15 protein-coding genes and 1 pseudogene are annotated in these 19,434 nt (G+C 43.4%); 12 read left to right on the forward strand and 4 right to left on the reverse strand.

Translation table 11 applies throughout. The features are described from left to right. Positions 1-24 precede the first annotated feature (24 nt). Both HUN01_RS08370 and HUN01_RS08375 read left to right on the forward strand, forming a co-directional pair. On the forward strand, positions 25-4,869 hold the full coding sequence (locus HUN01_RS08370) for a GAF domain-containing protein (protein WP_181930879.1): 4,845 nt from the start codon (positions 25-27) through the stop codon (positions 4,867-4,869). Continuing rightward, entirely contained in the window at positions 4,866-6,002 is a 1,137-nt protein-coding gene (locus HUN01_RS08375; protein ID WP_181930880.1) for a hybrid sensor histidine kinase/response regulator, read from the forward strand. Before HUN01_RS08370 ends, HUN01_RS08375 begins: the two co-directional genes overlap by 4 nt. 122 nt (positions 6,003-6,124) lie before the next feature. Here HUN01_RS08375 and HUN01_RS08380 read toward each other — a convergent pair whose 3' ends face one another. Further along, complete coding sequence (locus HUN01_RS08380) at positions 6,125-6,886, reverse strand: 3'-5' exonuclease (protein ID WP_181930881.1); 762 nt, start codon at positions 6,884-6,886, stop codon at positions 6,125-6,127. A gap of 222 nt (positions 6,887-7,108) precedes the next feature. On the opposite strand from HUN01_RS08380, the gene HUN01_RS08385 reads away from it, so the two are divergent. Next, entirely contained in the window at positions 7,109-8,203 is a 1,095-nt protein-coding gene (locus HUN01_RS08385) for a pentapeptide repeat-containing protein (protein ID WP_181930882.1), read from the forward strand. 59 nt (positions 8,204-8,262) lie between these two features. On the opposite strand, the gene HUN01_RS08390 is transcribed toward HUN01_RS08385, so the two are convergent. After that, positions 8,263-8,484: a type II toxin-antitoxin system HicB family antitoxin gene (locus HUN01_RS08390; protein ID WP_203219579.1), complete on the reverse strand. Its 222-nt coding sequence runs from the start codon at positions 8,482-8,484 to the stop codon at positions 8,263-8,265. Between HUN01_RS08390 and HUN01_RS36525 the strand changes: the two are divergent. From HUN01_RS36525 to HUN01_RS08405, 4 genes and pseudogenes are all read left to right on the forward strand, one after another. After that, a pseudogene (locus HUN01_RS36525) lies at positions 8,452-8,523 on the forward strand (hypothetical protein); the annotation flags it as partial. The gene HUN01_RS08390 and the pseudogene HUN01_RS36525 sit on opposite strands and share 33 nt — an antisense overlap. A 54-nt stretch (positions 8,524-8,577) precedes the next feature. After that, positions 8,578-8,781, forward strand: coding sequence for a type II toxin-antitoxin system HicB family antitoxin (locus HUN01_RS35240; RefSeq protein ID WP_229485462.1), 204 nt, complete (start codon positions 8,578-8,580; stop codon positions 8,779-8,781). A gap of 34 nt (positions 8,782-8,815) precedes the next feature. Continuing rightward, positions 8,816-9,025 (forward strand): 2-oxoisovalerate dehydrogenase E1 subunit beta, encoded by a 210-nt coding sequence (locus HUN01_RS08400; protein WP_181930885.1) that lies wholly within the window; start codon positions 8,816-8,818, stop codon positions 9,023-9,025. Next, complete coding sequence (locus HUN01_RS08405) at positions 9,022-9,264, forward strand: type II toxin-antitoxin system HicA family toxin (RefSeq protein ID WP_181930886.1); 243 nt, start codon at positions 9,022-9,024, stop codon at positions 9,262-9,264. Before HUN01_RS08400 ends, HUN01_RS08405 begins: the two co-directional genes overlap by 4 nt. 149 nt (positions 9,265-9,413) lie before the next feature. Here HUN01_RS08405 and HUN01_RS08410 read toward each other — a convergent pair whose 3' ends face one another. Together HUN01_RS08410 and HUN01_RS08415 are read right to left on the reverse strand one after the other, a co-directional pair. After that, complete coding sequence (locus HUN01_RS08410; protein ID WP_181930887.1) at positions 9,414-10,367, reverse strand: heme o synthase; 954 nt, start codon at positions 10,365-10,367, stop codon at positions 9,414-9,416. A 277-nt stretch (positions 10,368-10,644) separates the two neighbouring features. Beyond that, a complete protein-coding gene (locus HUN01_RS08415; RefSeq protein ID WP_181930888.1) occupies positions 10,645-11,604 on the reverse strand; it encodes a COX15/CtaA family protein in 960 nt (319 codons plus the stop codon). A 404-nt stretch (positions 11,605-12,008) separates the two neighbouring features. On the opposite strand from HUN01_RS08415, the gene HUN01_RS08420 reads away from it, so the two are divergent. The 5 genes from HUN01_RS08420 (at position 12,009) to HUN01_RS08440 (ending at position 19,348) form a co-directional block, all read left to right on the forward strand. Continuing rightward, positions 12,009-13,097 (forward strand): cytochrome c oxidase subunit II, encoded by a 1,089-nt coding sequence (locus HUN01_RS08420; RefSeq protein WP_181930889.1) that lies wholly within the window; start codon positions 12,009-12,011, stop codon positions 13,095-13,097. Positions 13,098-13,164: 67 nt separating this feature from the next. Beyond that, positions 13,165-14,901 carry a cytochrome c oxidase subunit I gene (gene ctaD, locus HUN01_RS08425; RefSeq protein ID WP_181932614.1) on the forward strand — a complete coding sequence of 579 codons (1,737 nt, stop codon included), beginning with the start codon at positions 13,165-13,167 and terminating at the stop codon, positions 14,899-14,901. Positions 14,902-15,009: 108 nt separating this feature from the next. Beyond that, complete coding sequence (locus tag HUN01_RS08430; RefSeq protein ID WP_181930890.1) at positions 15,010-15,636, forward strand: cytochrome c oxidase subunit 3; 627 nt, start codon at positions 15,010-15,012, stop codon at positions 15,634-15,636. Between the two features lie 1,220 nt (positions 15,637-16,856). Further along, complete coding sequence (locus HUN01_RS08435) at positions 16,857-18,101, forward strand: serine/threonine-protein kinase (RefSeq protein ID WP_181930891.1); 1,245 nt, start codon at positions 16,857-16,859, stop codon at positions 18,099-18,101. Positions 18,102-18,271: 170 nt separating this feature from the next. Beyond that, positions 18,272-19,348, forward strand: a complete 1,077-nt coding sequence (locus HUN01_RS08440; protein ID WP_181930892.1) for a PstS family phosphate ABC transporter substrate-binding protein — start codon at positions 18,272-18,274, stop codon at positions 19,346-19,348. The last annotated feature ends 86 nt before the right edge of the window (positions 19,349-19,434 follow it).

Genomic DNA, 19,434 nt, shown 5'->3' on the forward strand with positions numbered 1-19,434 from the left:
ATAAATCCCTTTGCCAATAGATCAATGTTTAACCGTCTCACCTCATCAGAACTGAAATCTGCGATCGTCCGTCATCCCCTGATAGTTAAACCGGATACAACGGTGATGGACGCGATCGCTCAAATGAGTGGCGTGCGAACTCTTTGTGAGACTACTAAAACTGTGGATGGGCAACTGGATGAGCTTTATTTGGAAGCACGATCAAGCTGCGTATTAGTAGTAGAAGAAGGGAAATTGCTAGGTATCTTCACGGAACGGGATGTGGTGCGTCTATCTGCCCAGCAGTGTTGCTTTGAGAATTTGGCAATTCGGGAGGTGATGACTCATCCAGCCGTCACCCTTCACGAGTCTGATTTTAACGATTTATTTTTTGCTGTTAATTTGCTCCAACAGTATCGCATTCGCCACTTACCAATTCTGGATGATCAGGAGCGAGTAGTGGGGCTGGTAACTAATGAAAGTCTACGGCAATCTTCTCGCCCCGTGGATCTCTTGCGGTTGCGACTGGTGTTTGAAGTAATGACGAGTGATGTGATTTGTGCTACGCCAAATAGTTCCATGCTGGCGATCGCTCAACTGATGGCAAAACACCGGGTTAGTTCCATCATGATTGTACAGCCAGGTGGTAGCGAAACTGAACCTCTGCAAATTCCTGTGGGAATTATCACCGAGCGCGACATTGTGCAATTTCAGGCATTGGGTTTGAACTTAAAAACTTGTCTAGCAGAGGCGGTAATGAGTACGCCGATTTTTGCCGTGAAACCTGACGATTCGCTGTGGGTGGTGCAGCAGATTATGGAACAACGCTTAATCCGCAGGTTGGCGGTGACGGGGAAACAGGGTGAACTATTGGGAATTGTCACTAAGGCTAATTTGCTACAAGCCCTCAACCCGTTAGAGCTATACAAGTTGGCGGAGGTGTTGGAAAAAAAGTCTGTGCGGTTAGAGACAGAGAAAATCGAACTCTTAGAAACCCGCAACGTTGAACTCGAACAACAAGTTGAAGCCCGAATGATGCTCCTAATAGCAAAAGCTGAACGGGAGAGATTGGTGCTAGCGATCGCCTTACAAATCCGCTCATCCCTGAGTTTACAAACTATTTTGGATAGTACCGTCACAGAGGTGCGGCAATTGTTGGGCTGCGATCGCGTCAGTATTTGGCAGTTTGAAGCAGATTGGCAAACTATCGCCGTCGCCGAGTCCACTGATTCTTCAGTGTCACTGGTGGGTCAGCGTGTTAGTGATAGCTGTTTAAAACAAGGCTACACTGAAATTTACCGCCAGGGGCGGATTCGCATCGTGTCGGATATCTACAAGGCCAAAATCTCAGACTGTCACCGAGATATGCTAATTCGCCTCCAGACACGAGCCAAAATTTTAGTACCGCTCTTCTGCGGTGATGAACTATGGGGTTTGCTCAATGTCACCGAAAGTCAGCACCCCCGCGATTGGGAACCGGAAGAAGTCGAACTGCTGCAAGCTTTATCAGTGCAATTGGCAGTTGCCCTTCAGCAAGCCACCACCCACAAAAAATTGCAAGAGCAACTAATCGAGCGCCAGCAAGCGGAAAATCGACTGCGGCAGAGCGAACAGCGTTATATTATTCTCAATCAAGAACTAGAAGCCAAAGTCGCAGAACGCACAACTAAACTTCAAGAACGAGAGGTGCAACTCCAGAGAATATCGGAGCGCTTGGCTTTGTCCCTCAACTCTGCGGCGATCGGATGTTGGGAGTGGGACATTGAAGACAACACCATCCTCTGGGATGAGCGGATGTACGCGCTGTATGGTATCACGAAAACATCTGATTCCTATGTGAACTACGACATTTGGGCAAACGGGCTACATCCAGATGACCGTAACTCAACCGAAATATTGCTCCAGCAAGCCGTTTTAGGGCAGGCAGAATACGATACTGAGTTTCGGATAGTACATTCTGATGACAGCATCCACTTCATCAAAGCCTATGGGATGGTAGTGCGAGATGCTCAGGGTAATGCCCAGAAAATGATTGGAGTTCACTTTGATATTAGCGATCGCAAACGAGCAGAACTTGCCCTGCAAAGTAGTGAAATGCGCTTCCGGCGAATATTTGATTCTAATGTAGTCGGTATGCTCTTTGCCGATTTTCAGGGAAAAATTCTCGATGCCAACGATCGCTTCTTACAAATGTTGGGCTACACCAGGGATGACTTAGATGCCGGAACAATTGATTGGCTGGGAATGACCCCACCCGAACATGTTCTTTCTGATTTTGCCGCGATCAAGCATCTGATGCAACATAGCGCGATCAATCCCAGAGAAAAGGAATATTACCGCAAAGATGGTAGCAAGATTCCTGTACTGATTGGAGCGGCAATTCTTCCAGGCTCAGACAATCAAACCATTTGTATAGTAGTGGATATTAGCGAACAGCAAGCTGCACTTCGCGAACGCAAACAGGCTGAGGAAACTATTCACCAACAGGTTGAACGAGAACAACTGCTGCGAGAAATCACCCAGCGAATTCGTCAATCCCTAGACATCCAGACCATTTTTGACACCGCTTGCCAGGAAATCCGCCAAGTAATTCAGGCTGATCGGGTGGGTATTTTCAAGTTCTATCCTGAATCCAACTTTAATGACGGTGAATTTGTGGCTGAATCGGTTGTAGAAGGTTTTGCTTCAGTAGTGGCAATTCGGATACATGACCACTGCTTTGGTGAAAATTATTCATCCTTCTATGCTTTAGGCAGATTTCATGTCGTCGATGATATTTATAACGGTGGGATGACTCCCTGCCACATCGAGATCCTAGCTCAGTTTCAGGTGCGAGCCACTCTGGTAGTGCCATTGCTTTGTGGTGATAATTTGTGGGGTTTACTGTGCATCCATCAATGTGCAACAACTCGCCACTGGCAACAGTTTGAGATTGACTTTACCCAACAGTTATCTAACCAGTTGGCGATCGCCATTCAACAAGCGAATCTCTACGAGCAAATCCAGTCTGAACTGTTGGTACGGCAGAAAGCCGAAGCGAGGATTGCCCTGCAACTGCGGCGACAGCAAACGTTAGGGGCAATCGTCCAAAAAATTCGGGAGTCGTTAGATATTAACGAGATCCTGGCAACAGTGACTCAGCAGGTTAAAGATGTACTGCACAGCGATCGTGTCATCGTCTTCCGGCTGTTTGCTGACGGTAGAAGTCAAATTGTTCAAGAAGCCGTATCTGGTGAGTTCCCCGCCCTCAAAGACCGACACTGGGACAATGAAGTGTGGTCTCAAGAAATCCTCGATTGCTACTGGCAGGGTAAGCCCCGCATCGTTCCTGATGTAACTAATGATATCTGGGCAAAGTGCCTGGTGGAATTTTCCCGCGAAGGTCAAATTCAGTCCAAAATTGTCGCACCAATCTTACAAGACGTGCGAGGTAGCGAAAATCATCGCTGGGTTGCCCCTTGGGTAACTAACAAGCTTTGGGGGGTTTTGGTTGTCCATGCTTGTCAAGAAAAACGAGTCTGGAAAGACTCTGAAGCGCAACTTTTGCAACAAATTGCCAACCAGTTGGCGATCGCTATTCAGCAAGCGGGTCTGTTTGAGCAATTACAACAAGAACTCGCTGAACGACAACAGGCGGAAGCAAAGCTCACCGATAGCAATCAACAGCTGGCAATTTCTAACCAAGAACTCGCTCGTGCCACTCGCCTCAAAGACGAATTCCTAGCCAACATGAGCCACGAACTCCGCACCCCCCTTAACGCTATTCTAGGCATGACCGAAGGGCTACAAGAGGAAGTCTTTGGTGTTGTCACCGAGCAACAACTCAAAGCTTTGCGAACCATTGAGCGTAGCGGCTCTCATTTGCTGGAGTTGATCACCGACATCCTTGATGTGGCAAAAATTGAAGCTGGACAAATCGAACTGGACTATGCCTTAACCCCAGTGGCTCGTCTGTGCCAATCCAGTTTGGTGTTTATCAAACAGCAGGCATTGCAAAAACGGATTCAGCTTGAAATCAAACTTCAGACAAATCTACCTGACTTGCTTGTGGATGAACGCCGTATTCGTCAAGTGTTAATTAACCTGCTCAACAATGCAGTCAAATTCACTCCAGAGAGGGGGCGCGTTACCTTAGAAGTTACCCAACTTTTCCGAATCTCAACTACCGATTTAACAGAGCAACATTTCTTGCACTTTGCTGTCACCGATACGGGCATTGGCATCTCGCCAGAGAATATCAAGAACCTATTTCAGCCCTTTGTGCAAATTGATAGCGCCTTAAATCGTCAATATGCAGGTACAGGCTTGGGACTGGCATTAGTGAAGCGAATTGTCGAACTTCACGGCGGTAGCGTAGGGCTAACCAGTGAACTGGGTGTGGGCAGTTGCTTCACCATCGATCTCCCTTATACTCCCAGTTTTGGCATTTCACCAGAAATGACAGCAGACGATCAACTAGCTGTTACTTCAGAACGGGACTCTCCAAGCACCGAGGAAGCAGCAACCTTTACACCCCTAATCTTGCTAGCAGAAGATAACGAAGCCAATATCAGTACAGTTTCTAGCTACCTCAAAGCCAAGGGCTATCGCATTGTGTTGGCACAGAATGGCCAAGAAGCCATCGATGTCGCTAAAACTTACCACCCTGACTTAATTTTGATGGATATTCAAATGCCGGGAATGGATGGTTTAGAGGCGATGAGAAAGATTCGCCTCGATTCTAACTTGGTTGATATTCCGATTGTGGCGCTCACAGCGTTGGCGATGACGGGCGATCGCGATCGCTCTTTAAAAGCAGGAGCCAGCGACTATCTGAGTAAACCCATAAAGCTCAAGCAACTGGCCATTACCATTCAACAACTTTTGAATGCAACCAAGGATGACAAATGAATCAGCCCTCTATTTTAGTCGTTGACGATCAACCCGATAACTTTGATGTGATTGAAACAATTTTAAGTGAGCAAAATTATCTGCTGCACTATGCTGCCAGTGGTGAAGAGGCGATCGCATCTCTCAACCTATTTCAGCCAGATGTAATTCTACTAGATGTGATGATGCCAGGAACCGATGGCATAGAAGTGTGTCAGCAAATCAAAGCCATACCAAAATGGCAACCTGTTCCGATTATTATGGTGACGGCTCTCACCGCTAAAGAAGACCTCGCTCGCTGCCTAAAATCAGGTGCCGAGGATTTCATTAGTAAACCCGTCAATGCTATTGAACTGCGGGCACGCATTCATTCAATGCTGAGGATTAAGCAACAGTACGACAAAATCCAAAATTTATCAGAGATCCAAGCAAGTAGTATTAAAGTCTTGGAAAGCACACTTAATGAACTGCGCGGCAATTTGGCTTCTGCTTTACCCCATGAACTCAATACACCACTAAATGGCATTGTCGGAATTATCAGCCTACTCATGGAAGATATTGACGACATGGATATTGCCGAAATCCTTGAACTTTTAGATTTGGCAGATCAATCCGCCCGTAGACTAGAAAAATTAACCAAACAATTATTGATCTATTTAGAACTAGAGCTATCAACACACCAGCAGAAAAAAAACGAATCTCAGTCTACTTATTTTTCAATAACAGCGATCGCAGCAGCTTTGGAATCTCATGCTCAAGGTGTTAATCGTAGCGACGATCTAATATTTGCAATTGAAGAAGCTAAGGTTTCAATATCAGATCGATATTTAGCGATTATCCTCCATGAATTAGTTGATAATGCGCTCAAATTCTCCCAAACTGGGACAGCGATCAAAATCAGTAGTCAGGTGGTGGCAGGAATGCTAAATGTCTATATTCATGATATGGGACGGGGCATGACAGCAGAACAGATATCTAAAATTGGTGCTTTCATGCAGTTTGAACGCAAATTTTATGAACAGCAGGGTATAGGTATGGGCTTAAAGCTTGTCAAAAAAATCGCCGAACTTTGTGGTGGGCAGTTCTCAATTTCCAGTATTTATCAACAGGAAACAACGGTACATATTGCCTTACCTATAGTCAACTTTACATAAACAACGCGATGTGCGACTTAATATTTTGACCTCTCTCCAAACCTCTCTCCTAAAAGGAGAGAGGCTTTGATTTTTGTTCTTCAACGCAGTATTAGCCGATTAATAAATGAACTTCGTCTAGATTACTGACAAAATTCAATTTGGTTTACCATAAAAGGAAGTTCTTTGATATCATCCACAGCCATTTTCCTCACCCAACTTTTAAGTTCAGGAATCCATTTAAAACCTGCCTTTTTTGCAAGTTCCCTATTGTCATAGGTTACCAGAGCTTTAAACCAAGCTTTGGGTCTTAACGCCATTTGAAACATGGCATTCAGGTTCTCCATCCGATCAAAAAGATATGCGATCAATTGACAATCTGTTAATGCCCTATGATTTCCAAAAATACCAATATCATGCGCTGCTGCTAATTCAATAAGAGATTGACCAGATCGGATTTGACGAGGCCATTCAAATTCAGTACAGGTACAAACCCAACGAAGTGGTTCATTTTTAGAGTTCAATAAAACAGGTAGCAGACTCTTCCCATTATTTGAAGAACCAAACCACTTCTGATCAAACTCAGCATTGTGTGCCACAATAACTTGCGCCTTCTTTGCCATCTCAGTTATCATCCACACACTTTCAGCCACTTGTTCTTCTGTTATTTCCATTAACGGTGCTGGCTTAATCCGGTTTATATGCTCTGCCGGATTATTCTGTGCTGGGAGAAGAGTTGAATATTGTTTGATAGTGGTTTGGTGCCTCACCGAATACAGAATAGCTCCTAGCTCTATAACCTGTCCTGTCTTAACGTCTAACCCTGTGGTTTCTGTATCAAGGATTAGAACCTCATCGGGTATAGGAAACTGAGCATTGGATGAAACGAAAGAATTTTGGGTCATAATAGAAGTAGAAATAAATAATTGAAAACATGCCTACCAAGTTGAAAGCTTGAGGGCATTTTTTTTGGCAATTTTGTTGCCGAATATATACACGTTACTTTGCCCGTATTGCTTTGTCAACACTAGCGGGTATATTATTTTTAGCATAATATACGATAGCGAAATTAATATTCACTAGTGTAAGCTAATGCATACCTCGTAATTAAGTCTTAAAGAGTGTTTATGAGAAAGATTAGCTGTAAGTTAAAAGACTTTATGGAAAAACGGCATTTATCCCAGTACCAATTAGCTAAAAATACTGGTATTAGCGTCAATGCTATTGGGAGACTTTACAAAGAAGAGTTTGATCGAATTGACTGCAACACTGCCGAAGTTTTGTGTAATTACTTTGGCTGTGACTTGGGTGATTTGTTTATTATGCAAGCTGAAGGAATGAAAGAGGATGAGCTTATAAAGCAATATGATGCAGGAAAAAGGGATTTTTCTGGTGTAGACTTAGGCGGGGCTATTCTAAGTCAGGTAAACTTGACAGGAGTAAATCTAACAGGAGCAAACCTGACAGGAGCATACTTGTGTCAGTCAGACTTGAGCAAAACCAACTTAGATCAGACTGACCTAAGAAGAGCTGATCTTGAAGGAGTAAACTTAAAAAAAGCAACACTCAGAGAGGCAAAGCTCCTTTTTGCAAAACTAGTGTCTGCGAATCTATTTTGTGCGGAACTGACTGAAGCAGACCTCAGCCAAGCTTCTCTCCAAAATGCAGAGCTTGGGTGGGCAAACCTAAGTAGGACTGTTTTAAAAGAAGCAAATTTAGATCATGCAGAAATGGTTAGAGTCAACTTGAGAGGAGCAAACTTGACAAATGCCAAAGTCAGAAAAGCGAATCTCAAGTTTGCAGACCTGCGTGAGACAAAACTGATTGATACCGATATCGCTGACGCCAACTTAGAAGCAGCTTGTTTAGTTAGGGCTGATCTGAGTAATGCTAACTTCAGTAAAGCCAGACTAAGAAAAGCTGATCTGAGTACTAGTAACCTGAGATGTATCAACTTGACTGATGCTGACTTGACTGATGCTGACTTGACTGATGCTGACTTGACTGATGCTGACTTGACTGGTGCTAACTTGACTGGTGCTAACTTGACTGGTGCTAACTTGACTGGTGCTAACTTGACTGGTGTCAGTTTACGGATTGCTGATCTAACCAATGCTAATTTGGACGGTGCTAGCTTGAACGGAGCAACCATGCCTGATGGTAAATTGTATCAATCTTTGAGCAGCGAGGAAGACAGATTCCTTGAAAACTTTAGCTTTTAAGTTTAAATTGGGTTGCACTGCGAGAACGAGGACATTTATTTTTGATACCTTTACAAGGATTAGGTAACTTCGCCATCAAGTAAAGGTAGAGTTTGACCCAAACGCAATCCTAAAATAATCCATCCTTCAAGAGCATCTTGCAAATCTTCCCGGCAAGCTTCTAGTGTTGCAGCATTTGCCCACACTCCTTGACACTCTGGAATTTCGCCATAGAAAGTCCCATCTTCAAGCAACTCATAAGTTGGTTTGTGCATTGCTGTACGAATGTAATTTGTCAACATTGCCAAGATATCAGCAAGATTAATGAACTTTGGCTAAAGTATAGCAACGGGTGTTTTGGCTTTAGTGTTCAAAGACAAACCAAAGGATTAGCTATGAAATGGCGTGTAATTCTTGAATCAGACCTAGAAACAGGTGATTGGGCTGTATGGTGTCCAGAATTACCTGGGTGTACTTCAGCAGGAGAAACTGAAGAAGAAGCTTTGGAAAATATTAAAGAAGCAATTCAATTGTATTTACAGCCGGAATCAATTGAGTTAGCCCCTGGTGCGATCGCACGAGAGATTATTGTCTCATGAGCGATCGTAAAATTTAGTAGTTAAGGGAAGAGTTATGACTGAAATTGTATTTCTCGTTGAAGATGATCCAGATGGTGGTTACACAGCTAGAGCTTTAACCGAGTCAATTTTTACTCAGGCTGACGATATAGAAACACTACGCGAAATGCTTCGTGATGCGGTTCACTGTCATTTTCCTAATGAACAAAGCCGTCCCAAAATTATTCGGTTACATATAGTTCGTGATGAGGTAATAGCTTCTTGAAGCTCCCACGAGACTTATCTGGTTCAGAATTAGTTAATGCTCTTGCTCTTCTAGGATACGAGGTCAGTCATCAAAAGGGCAGTCACATTCGGTTAACTACTCAACAGAATGGTGAGCATCATATCACAGTTCCCGCCCATGACCCAATTAAAATTGGCACACTTAACGCCATACTGAGAGATGTTGCTGCTCATGCTGGTTTCAGTCGTGACGAATTACTTGCGTTGCTTTTTCCATAGCTATTAAAAATGGATAAATAGGTAAGTGTAATTAATGCCCATCGTAGACATCACAAATCCGCCAAACTCTAATTATTAAGTATATTTTTTAATTTCTGAAAATGCGATCGCGCCACTTTACCAAACGCGATCGCTAAATTTTCCATCCCCTAAGCTATAAAATGCAGATGATTACTCACCGCATTAATTAGATTATGGGTAACGGGAAGACTATCAACTACCATCCCCAGACACAACAGCATCATGTAGGAGATGGAAAAGAGAAACAACTCTTTAGCTACAGCGCGATCCTCTGGATTCTGCAACAAACGCCAAGATTTGTGGATAAATAATCCTCCCAGAATTCCAGCGATCGCAGCATAAAGAATTCCACTTGCGCCCAAAGGATAAAACAACAACACGGTTGCAAATACTGTCACCAGCGTGTAATACCAAATCTGCTTTACAGTTACCGTAGTACCTTCAATCACAGGTAACATTGGTATCCCAACTTTTGCGTAGTCATCTTTAATCATCAGAGCTAGCGCCCAGAAATGGGGTGGTGTCCATAAAAAGACGATGGCAAAAATCAGCCATGCTGACCAGCTTAATGTGCCTGTAACAGCAGCCCAACCCACTAAAGCCGGAATTGCCCCAGCCGCACCACCAACAACGATATTCTGAGGGGTGTGGCGTTTTAGCCAGTGGGTATAAACCAAAATATAAAAGACGATGCCAGAGAAAGCTAGCAGCGCGGCTAACAGGTTGGCAAATACTGCTAGAAGTGTAAAGGAAATCGTCGCCAGTGCGATCGCAAAAATTAGAGCATCGCGCGGCTGCACTTTACCCGAAGGTATCGGACGATGGCGCGTCCGCTCCATGTCATAATCAATATCCCGGTCATAGACACAGTTAATCGTCTGGGCGCTTGCAGCAGCCAAAGTGCCACCAGTGAGAGTTACTAGCAACAGCAATGGGTCTACTTCTCCCTTAGCAGCAATCCACATACTCCCAGCCGTGGTAATCAAAAGCAACGGAATAATCCGAGGCTTGGTTAGCTGGTAGTAGCTTTGAACTACCTGTAAAAATGTTTCGTGGTGGCGAGAGACATTAGTCTCAATCATTTTGGCTCTGGTTCCTTATTTTTCAACAACTTACAGCAGAATTCAGAATTCAGGAGTCAGAATTCAGAAGTAAAACAAACAGGCTTTATACCTGGCTTTGAGACGCAAGCATTGTGTACTTCACTTTCCTTGAAATCCGCTGTATATGCAGCCCCCGCTCAAGCTGGCTCTTTCAGACAAATGAAAACAGAGGGCTGAGTTAAGAGTAGAGACGCGATTAATCGCGCCTGTACAAGAGTTAGGAATTCTTTTCCTGCTCCCTCATCTCCTCCACTCCCTACTCAGCACGGGCTAAACGCCCCGCTACCGCTAACAGCACTCGTGACTCGGCACTCACCGAGTCGCGTAGTGATAAAACTGTGAAAGCCACCAAAGTACCTAGCAAAGTAGCTCCTATAGCTTGGTGAGAGACGGTGAGAGGCTCGACTTGGAGATGTAATTTGAAGGTGGCGAATCCCAACAATATTTGTAAGGTCAACAACCCACCAGCCATATTTGCCAGTCGCCGTAAGGCTGGATGTAGTGCTGGTGTCCGCCAACAGATAAATACCATTGCCAAGGTTGCCACTGTTGGCGGCACCAAACCAGCAATATGACTGTACATTACAGTACAAAGTTGAGAACCGCCGAGGCATTGGTGTAACGCCCAGCGAGAGCCTACCAAAGCACCTAGAATACTTTGCAGGTAAACCAGAACAGCGGCAGTTAAAGCAACCCAAGGCAACTTACCAACGGTTCCATTTCCCTGATAGGGTGTGAGTGCTGTGCCGATAATCAGCAGGGTGGTAAAAAACAACAGCGCCGTTCCTAAATGAGCGGTAACGATATCAAACCGCAACAATTCGGTAACGGTGAGTCCCCCTAAGATACCTTGGAAGACGATTAGAAACAGGGCGAATGTGGATGCCCAAGGCAGCCAAGAGGGTAAGAAGCGACGACGCCACCAGGACAAACCAAAAAGTGCGATCGCGCTTAAACCAATTAAAGCCGCATCCAATCTGTGAAACCACTCCAAAAATACTTGGAGATTCATTTGCTTGGCTGGCACGAGTTCGCCATAGCATAAGGGCCAGTCTGGGCAAGCAAGCCCAGCATTCATGACGCGGGTGGCACTGCCTATGGCCATCAAAATTAAGGTGGCTATGCACATTTTCCACACCAAGCGCCGAATCATTTCCTTGGGCTTTTGCTGCCCAAGAGCCGCTTCATTTTGTTGTTGTAGGACAAATTCGCTCATGAACGATACCTTCTGCCCGCTCTTGGTGGATCTCTTAAAATTTTCAATTTTCTTTTAGTGTCCTATCTCCACCCTAGCGTATAGGCTAAGGGTTTATAGATTAGCACTCACTTATACTTTGAATCACTCCAGAAAGGTTTTGCCTGAAGCTTTAGGTATTTTTCAAGATGTCAGAAATTGATTAATCATAATTAATTTAAGCATTCTAAATTTTTCCTTAAATTTTTTCACTGGTTTGCATCTATTTTTGGCGTTGTATGATAGTAAACTCATACTCAAAATTACTAAAATAGCCAAAAAAATTAATAAAAATTTCAGACCTTTGTCCCCCATGTCTGACAGCCTAGACTACCTTAGTAAGTGAGCAGCTTTAAGATAACGTAGTAAATTCAATTAAGTGAGCCGTGAAGATTCCAAGTTCAATCTGGACATTACTCATTGGCATCGTGCTAACGCTAGCCAGCCTTTGGTACGGTCAAAATCACGGTCTGTTGCCAGCAGCCGCTACTGATGAAGCCGTCTTGGTGGATGGTCTATTCAACACGATGATGATCGTTTCCACAGGGATATTTCTGCTTGTTGAAGGTATTTTAATTTACTCTGCATTTAAGTATCGTCGGCGTGCAGGTGACAATGAAGACGGCCCACCAGTTGAGGGCAATGTACCTCTAGAAATTCTCTGGACAGCGATCCCAGCAATTATCGTTATCGGTATTTCTGTTTACAGCTTTGATGTCTACAACGAAATGGGTGGCTTTGATCCCCATTCTATTCATGAAGCACCGATGAATCAGGAGTCAATGAAAATGCCAGGACATGGGAGTGCTATAGCCGCAACTTTAAGCGATACACCTCCTGGCACTGAACCGAACCTCAATCAAGAAAAATCTGATGAGGCAATGCAAGATCCAGCTACGGCAGAAGTCCGCAATGCTGACCAAATTCCCCAACTGCGGAATGCCCCAGGTGTAGGTATTGTAGCTCCGACAATTGGGGGAACTCCTGATAAAGCAGGCAAACCAGCACAATTACAAGTCAACGTCACTGGTTTACAATATGCCTGGATTTTCACCTATCCTGAAACTGGTATAACTACAGGTGAAATGCACGTTCCTATTGGGCGAGAAGTGGAAATCAGTATGACCGCCAACGATGTCATCCATGCTTTCTGGGTGCCAGAGTTCCGCCTGAAACAAGATGCGATCCCCGGTAGGCAAAGCGAGATTCGCTTCACCCCCCAAAAAGCAGGAGATTATGTCCTGATCTGTGCTGAACTTTGTGGCCCCTACCACGGTGCAATGAGAGCGCCAGTAGTTGTTGAGCCACAAGAAGCCTTTGACAAATGGGTGCAAGAACAGCTAGTTGCCAGCAAAGAAACGCTGAATCAAGCGATCGCTGTTAACCCTACCGATCTATCCCCAAATGAATTTCTTGCTCCTTACACCAAGAACATGGGAATCAAGCCAGAAATCCTTCATCAAGTTCACCATTAGTCAACACGTTATTTAGTCAAAATCCAATGACTAATGACTAATGACTAATGACCAATGACTAATGACTATGACACAAGCTCAGTTGCAAGAAACTGCGAATATCCCCGCCCTTCTTGAGGAACCAGGGGTCAGAAAATGGCAAGACTTCTTTGGCTTTCAAACCGACCATAAGGTGATTGGGATTCAATACCTAGTCACTTCGTTTATTTTCTACTGCATTGGCGGCGTGATGGCTGACTTGGTTCGTACTGAATTGCGAACTCCAGAGGTAGATTTTGTCACCCCGGAAGTCTACAATAGTCTGTTCACACTGCACGCCACGATCATGATTTTCTTGTGGATCGTGCCAGCCGGGGCAGGGTTTGCTAACTATCTAATTCCCCTGATGATTGGGGCAAAAGATATGGCATTTCCTCGGCTGAATGCTGTTGCCTTTTGGATGATTCCCCCTGCGGGTGTGTTGCTCATTGCCAGTTTAGTGGTGGGCGATGCACCAGATGCCGGTTGGACTTCCTACCCTCCCCTGAGTTTGGTGACAGGACAAGTGGGCGAAGGCATTTGGATTATGAGTGTCCTGCTGCTAGGTACGTCCTCAATTTTGGGGTCGATAAATTTCCTGGTGACATTGCTGAAGATGCGTATCCCTGGCATGGGCGTTCATCAAATGCCCTTGTTCTGCTGGGCAATGTTTGCCACTTCGGCGCTAGTTTTGGTATCAACCCCAGTCCTTGCAGCAGGTTTGATTCTGCTTGCATTTGACTTAATTGCCGGGACAACATTTTTTAACCCAACTGGCGGTGGCGACCCAGTAGTGTACCAGCACATGTTCTGGTTTTACTCTCACCCAGCGGTTTATATCATGATTTTGCCCTTCTTTGGCGCAATTTCAGAAATTATCCCCATTCATTCCCGCAAGCCAATTTTTGGCTATAAAGCGATCGCTTATTCGTCTCTTGCTATTAGCTTTTTGGGGCTAATTGTTTGGGCGCACCACATGTTTACCAGTGGTATCCCCGGTTGGTTGCGGATGTTCTTTATGATCACCACCATGATCATTGCCGTACCCACAGGGATTAAAATATTTAGCTGGTTAGCAACGATGTGGGGTGGAAAAATCCAGCTTAACAGCGCCATGCTATTTGCCATCGGCTTTGTCGGCACCTTTGTAATTGGCGGGATTAGTGGCGTGATGTTGGCAGCAGTGCCTTTTGATATTCACGTTCACGATACTTATTTTGTGGTGGCTCACTTGCACTACGTTCTATTTGGTGGTAGTGTACTGGGAATTTTTGCAGCCATTTACCATTGGTTCCCGAAAATGACGGGACGGATGGTAAACGAATTTTGGGGTAAGGTTCACTTTGCCTTGACAATTGTGGGTCTAAACATGACCTTCTTACCTATGCACAAACTGGGCTTAATGGGCATGAATCGCCGTATCGCCCAATATGACCCCAAATTCACCACACTGAATGAAATCTGCACGTATGGTTCTTATATACTGGCAATTTCGACATTCCCCTTCATCATCAATGCAATTTGGAGTTGGTTGTACGGCGAGAAAGCTGGCAATAATCCTTGGAGAGCATTGACCTTAGAGTGGATGACTACCTCACCACCTGCGATCGAGAATTTCGATCAAACCCCAGTATTGGCTACAGGCCCCTACGATTACGGTTTGGAACATGCTAACGAAGGTGTACCTTTGTCTGATCCCAATCCCATTTTGTCTGGTGGCGCCAACTCAGTATTAAGAGCAGAACCCGACCCAGCGGTTGCTGCTAATCCAGAAGATCGGAAATAAACAGGGGACTGGGGACTAGGGACTGGGGACTGGTTAATTAATTCTCTTCCCAATGCCCAATGCCCCATTCCCAATGCCCAATGCCCAATTCCCCACTTATCAAAATTCATGCAAAGTCAAACTATTGACCCAGCTAAAACCGAACTTAATCATCATCATGCGGCAGAAGCATCTGTCGGTCATCATGAAGAACATCCAGACCATCGCCTGTTTGGACTATATGTCTTCCTGATTGCTGAAGGGATGATTTTTATGGGACTGTTCGGAGCCTACTTGGCTTTCCGTGCTACCTTACCTGCATGGCCACCAGCGGGTACTCCAGAGTTAGAACTATTATTACCTGGAGTCAACACTATCAATCTAATTTCTAGTAGTTTTGTCATGCACAATGCCGACACTGCTATTAAAAAGAATGATGCAAAGGGTGCGCGAATCTGGTTAGCAATTACCGCTGCAATGGGTGCTATTTTCTTGATTGGTCAAGTATATGAATATACCCATTTGGAATTTGGTTTGACTACCAATTTATTTGCTAGTGCATTTTACGTTTTGACTGGTTTCCACGGATTGCACGTTACCATCGGCGTTTTGGCAATTGTTGCTGTGTTATGGCGATCGCGCGTTCCGGGTCACTATAGTAACGAAAAGCACTTTGGTATTGAAGCAGCCGAAATCTACTGGCACTTCGTTGACGTGATTTGGATTATTTTGTTCGGATTACTGTATCTATTGTGAGTATTAATTATTAGTTGTTCACTCCACGCGAACAACTTAATAGGCCCCCATTAGGGGGCTTTTTTGTTTAATTAACAAAATGCTGCCGTTGCAGATGGCTGTCTTGAATTTCCTATAAAACAGTTTTACAAGAGTTAATTGAAGAAGAATTCAGAAGTCAGAATTCAGGAGTCAGAATCAAGACGCTCGAATACTCGCTAAAGCTGCGCTATCCGCCAGTCATACAGAATACCCAACTGAATTCTGACTCCTGAATTCTGTTCGATAAAATGTACACTATTACTTTTTCTAAATGCAACTGAGTTATTGCAAGTGATACAGAAGCGAGTAAAAAGTGGGAAAAGTCGGAAAAGTAGGATGTTTTATAGAAACTCTTGAATAACCAGTTAATATGCTGTAGCTTGAGATATTAAGGACAGAGTAAACTAATAAATAAAGTTCGCAAATTTACGCGGATTTAATTGAAGGGAAGGCAGTCCTAACATTTTTTCTAGTAATGAAAGTTAAAATTTTAACTTCTTGCAGAGAGCGCAAGCATTGTAATTCGCCATTTTGCTTTCTCATTTGAGTAGTTCACATATTAGTTATTGTATTTTTAATAAGCAAAAATACTTGTTACTTTCTATTTTTGATGTTTTCTATAAGCAAAATTCTTAAATACTTTCTCATTTAGATAATAAAACATGAGTGATTGACAAGTTATACCTATTTGCCTCAAAAACCATCACTAGATATTTAGCTTCAGGAATTACTTGCTATTTTTTATTTTTGTCGAACTCATGTTGATATTACAACACGATCGCGCTAGCAATGACTAAAATCTGGTAACCAAATTGTGGTGGATACTGTAATATTATGTGTGCTTTTAACTGCGTATTCTCAATATTTTATCAGTAATCAGACCCAAAAGTTAAAATAAATAAATCTCCTGACTCCATGAATGTTCTCCTGTGCCCGCAGTTCTAAATACTGTGAATTAGTGTTAAATTTACTTAAGTGATAAGATTATTGAACTATTCCAGAAATTAATTTTGTATTAAGATGCCTATAAAGGTATTAAATGAACCAATAAAGCTGCTAACCATGAAACGGCTCCAAAGCACATAAATATAAAGCCTGATAAGGTGACTGCCTCAAATATCAGCAAATCTAGCAGCAGGCATTTATAACCTCACCCAAGCTCTGAATGGTCAGTAAATATAAGAAGTAGTATACGCCATATGAGCCAGAACCCTCTAGTCAGAAAAACACTCCGAAGTCGCTTTGAGACTGTCAAACTGATGGGAAGCGGAGGATATGGTAATACTTACTTGTTAGGAGGAGGTATACGTAACAGACATCGATACTCTCTCGCCAGAAAAACACTTCGCAATCGCTTTGAGATTGTCAAACACTTAGGAAGCGGGGGATCTGGTGACACCTACTTAGCCATTGACTTGGATTTACCAGGACAACCCCATTGTGTCGTTAAACACTTCCACCCCAAAGATTCCAATCCTGCTGTTCTACCCATCGCTAAAAAGCTATTTGATCGGGAAGCGGAAGTTTTATACCAGCTAGGCAACGACCACGATCAAATTCCTAGACTGTTTGCCCATTTTGATGAAGATGGAGATTTTTATTTAGTCCAGGAATTTATTGACGGTCATGCCTTGACTCAAGAAATTATACCAGGTCAACGTCTAAGTGAGAATACAGTCTTAAATTTATTAAAAAATATCCTGGAAGTGTTAGCCTTCGTTCACCAACACAATATTATTCATCGAGATATTAAGCCTCAAAACTTAATGCGGCGGTATTCAGATCAGAAGATTGTGCTAATTGACTTTGGCAGTATTAAGAAAATTGGTGCTTTGGGAGCAGGCTTAACAATTGCTGTTGGGACTCCTGGCTATATGCCAAGCGAACAGGCTAAGGGAAAGCCAAAACTTTGCAGCGATATCTATGCAGTCGGGATGATTGGCATTCAAGCTTTGACAGGTTTAATACCTGAGCAACTACCAGAAGATCCCAATACTGGAGAAGTTATCTGGCGCGACAAGGCAGAGGTAAGTGACGCTCTGGCAAATATTTTAGATACAATGGTTCGCGATCGCTACAACCAACGTTATCAGTCTGCCATAGAAGCTTTACAAGCACTTAACTCTGATGTGGCGTTGTCACATTACTCACAATCTGCTGACATCAACCACAAGGCTGACGATACCTATTTGTTAACTTATAGAAACTTTATTTTACTGCTGGGCATAGGTCTTGGTGCTACCACTAGTTTGATAGTAATAGTTTTAATCTATACATTCATTAATACGGGGACATCGCTTCCAAACCAACCTACTCCACTAAAGAGCTTTCTCGAAAAATTTGTTGAGTTCCCGTTAACTAATAGGAATAGTCAGGTAGTCAAATCAGCAGCTAACAGAGGAGTATTTCAAAACAATTTCACCATTGCAAAGACTACCAAATAGTAAATTTAATCTCATTATATTAGAAAGAGTTCATCATCTAGTATCAATCATAAAACTTTCTATTAACTAGCTATAAAAGGTTTATTTTGAATATAAATATTTAAAGATTACTGTAGGATAAATACTTAGAGATTCCTGTAAGATAAATACAATAAACAACATTTAAAGATATGGACAATACAAATCAAAGAAAAGCTTTAATTAACAGCGAAATCGCCCTCTTTCTCAGAGGTTTGATTATTGGTAAAGTTCTGACACTTATGGTTATTGGCGGATTACTTTGGTGGTTATTGAAGCCAAATTTATCGACCCGCAACAGCGTTAACTCTTCATCTGCTCAAAATTTTAATCGTCTATCTAATTACACATCAAATTTTCAGACAGTTGCTGATGTTCCCCCTGCGTCATTCAACTACGGAGGCAGTACAGCTTGGGCATCTATCCGGCAATTAGTAGATTCTCAGATCCAGAGCGATCGCCCGGAGCTACAATTACGCTATGTAAACCCTGTCAATGGTAGCCCTGGTTCTAGCTCCGGTATTCGGATGTTGCTTGATGGGAAACTAGACTTTGCTCAGTCTTCCCGTCCTCTCACAGATGAAGAAAAAGCGATCGCAAAAGAGCAAGGCTTCACCCTTGAGCAACGTCAGGTGGGTATGGATGGGATAGCAGTGGTAGTCAACCCATCACTCAATGTACCTGGTTTAACTGTTGAACAATTACAGCAGATTTATTTGGGGAAAATTACTAACTGGAATCAAGTCGGTGGGCCAAATCTACCCATCACAGCTTTTTCCCAACGACCAGAGGACGCAGATACAGTAATATTCCCTACTAACAGCGACTTAAAGGGGCAAGCACTTGGCTCTAATGTGCAGTATGTTTACTCTACTACAGAGGCAGTGCGCCAACTCAGTAAAACCCCTGGTGGTGTGTATTATGCTTCTGCCCGTTCAGTAGTCTTTCAATGTAGTGTGAAGGCTTTACCGTTGGGTAACACTTCTGGTCAGTTAATTCCCCCCTACCGCGAACCGATGGTGTCGCCTGAACAGTGTCCACGTCAGCGCAACCAGCTAAATAGTCAGGCGATCAAAAATGGCAGCTATCCGATGATCGCTAATTTGTTTGTGATTATTAAGCAGAATAAAGGTCAGGAGCAGCAGATTGGAGATGCTTATGCCAATCTTTTATTAACTGACCAAGGACAAAGGGCTATTGAGCAAGCTGGTTTCGTTGGAGTTCGCTAGTAGATTTGACGATGTTGGTTATTGTTGAGTGCGATCGTGTGATGAATTTCGTAGTAAGGACTTTAGTTCTTACTATGAACCCTCAA

Origin of the sequence: Nostoc edaphicum CCNP1411, assembly GCF_014023275.1 — a bacterium.
In the GTDB taxonomy this organism is placed as follows: Bacteria; Cyanobacteriota; Cyanobacteriia; order Cyanobacteriales; family Nostocaceae; genus Nostoc; species Nostoc edaphicum_A.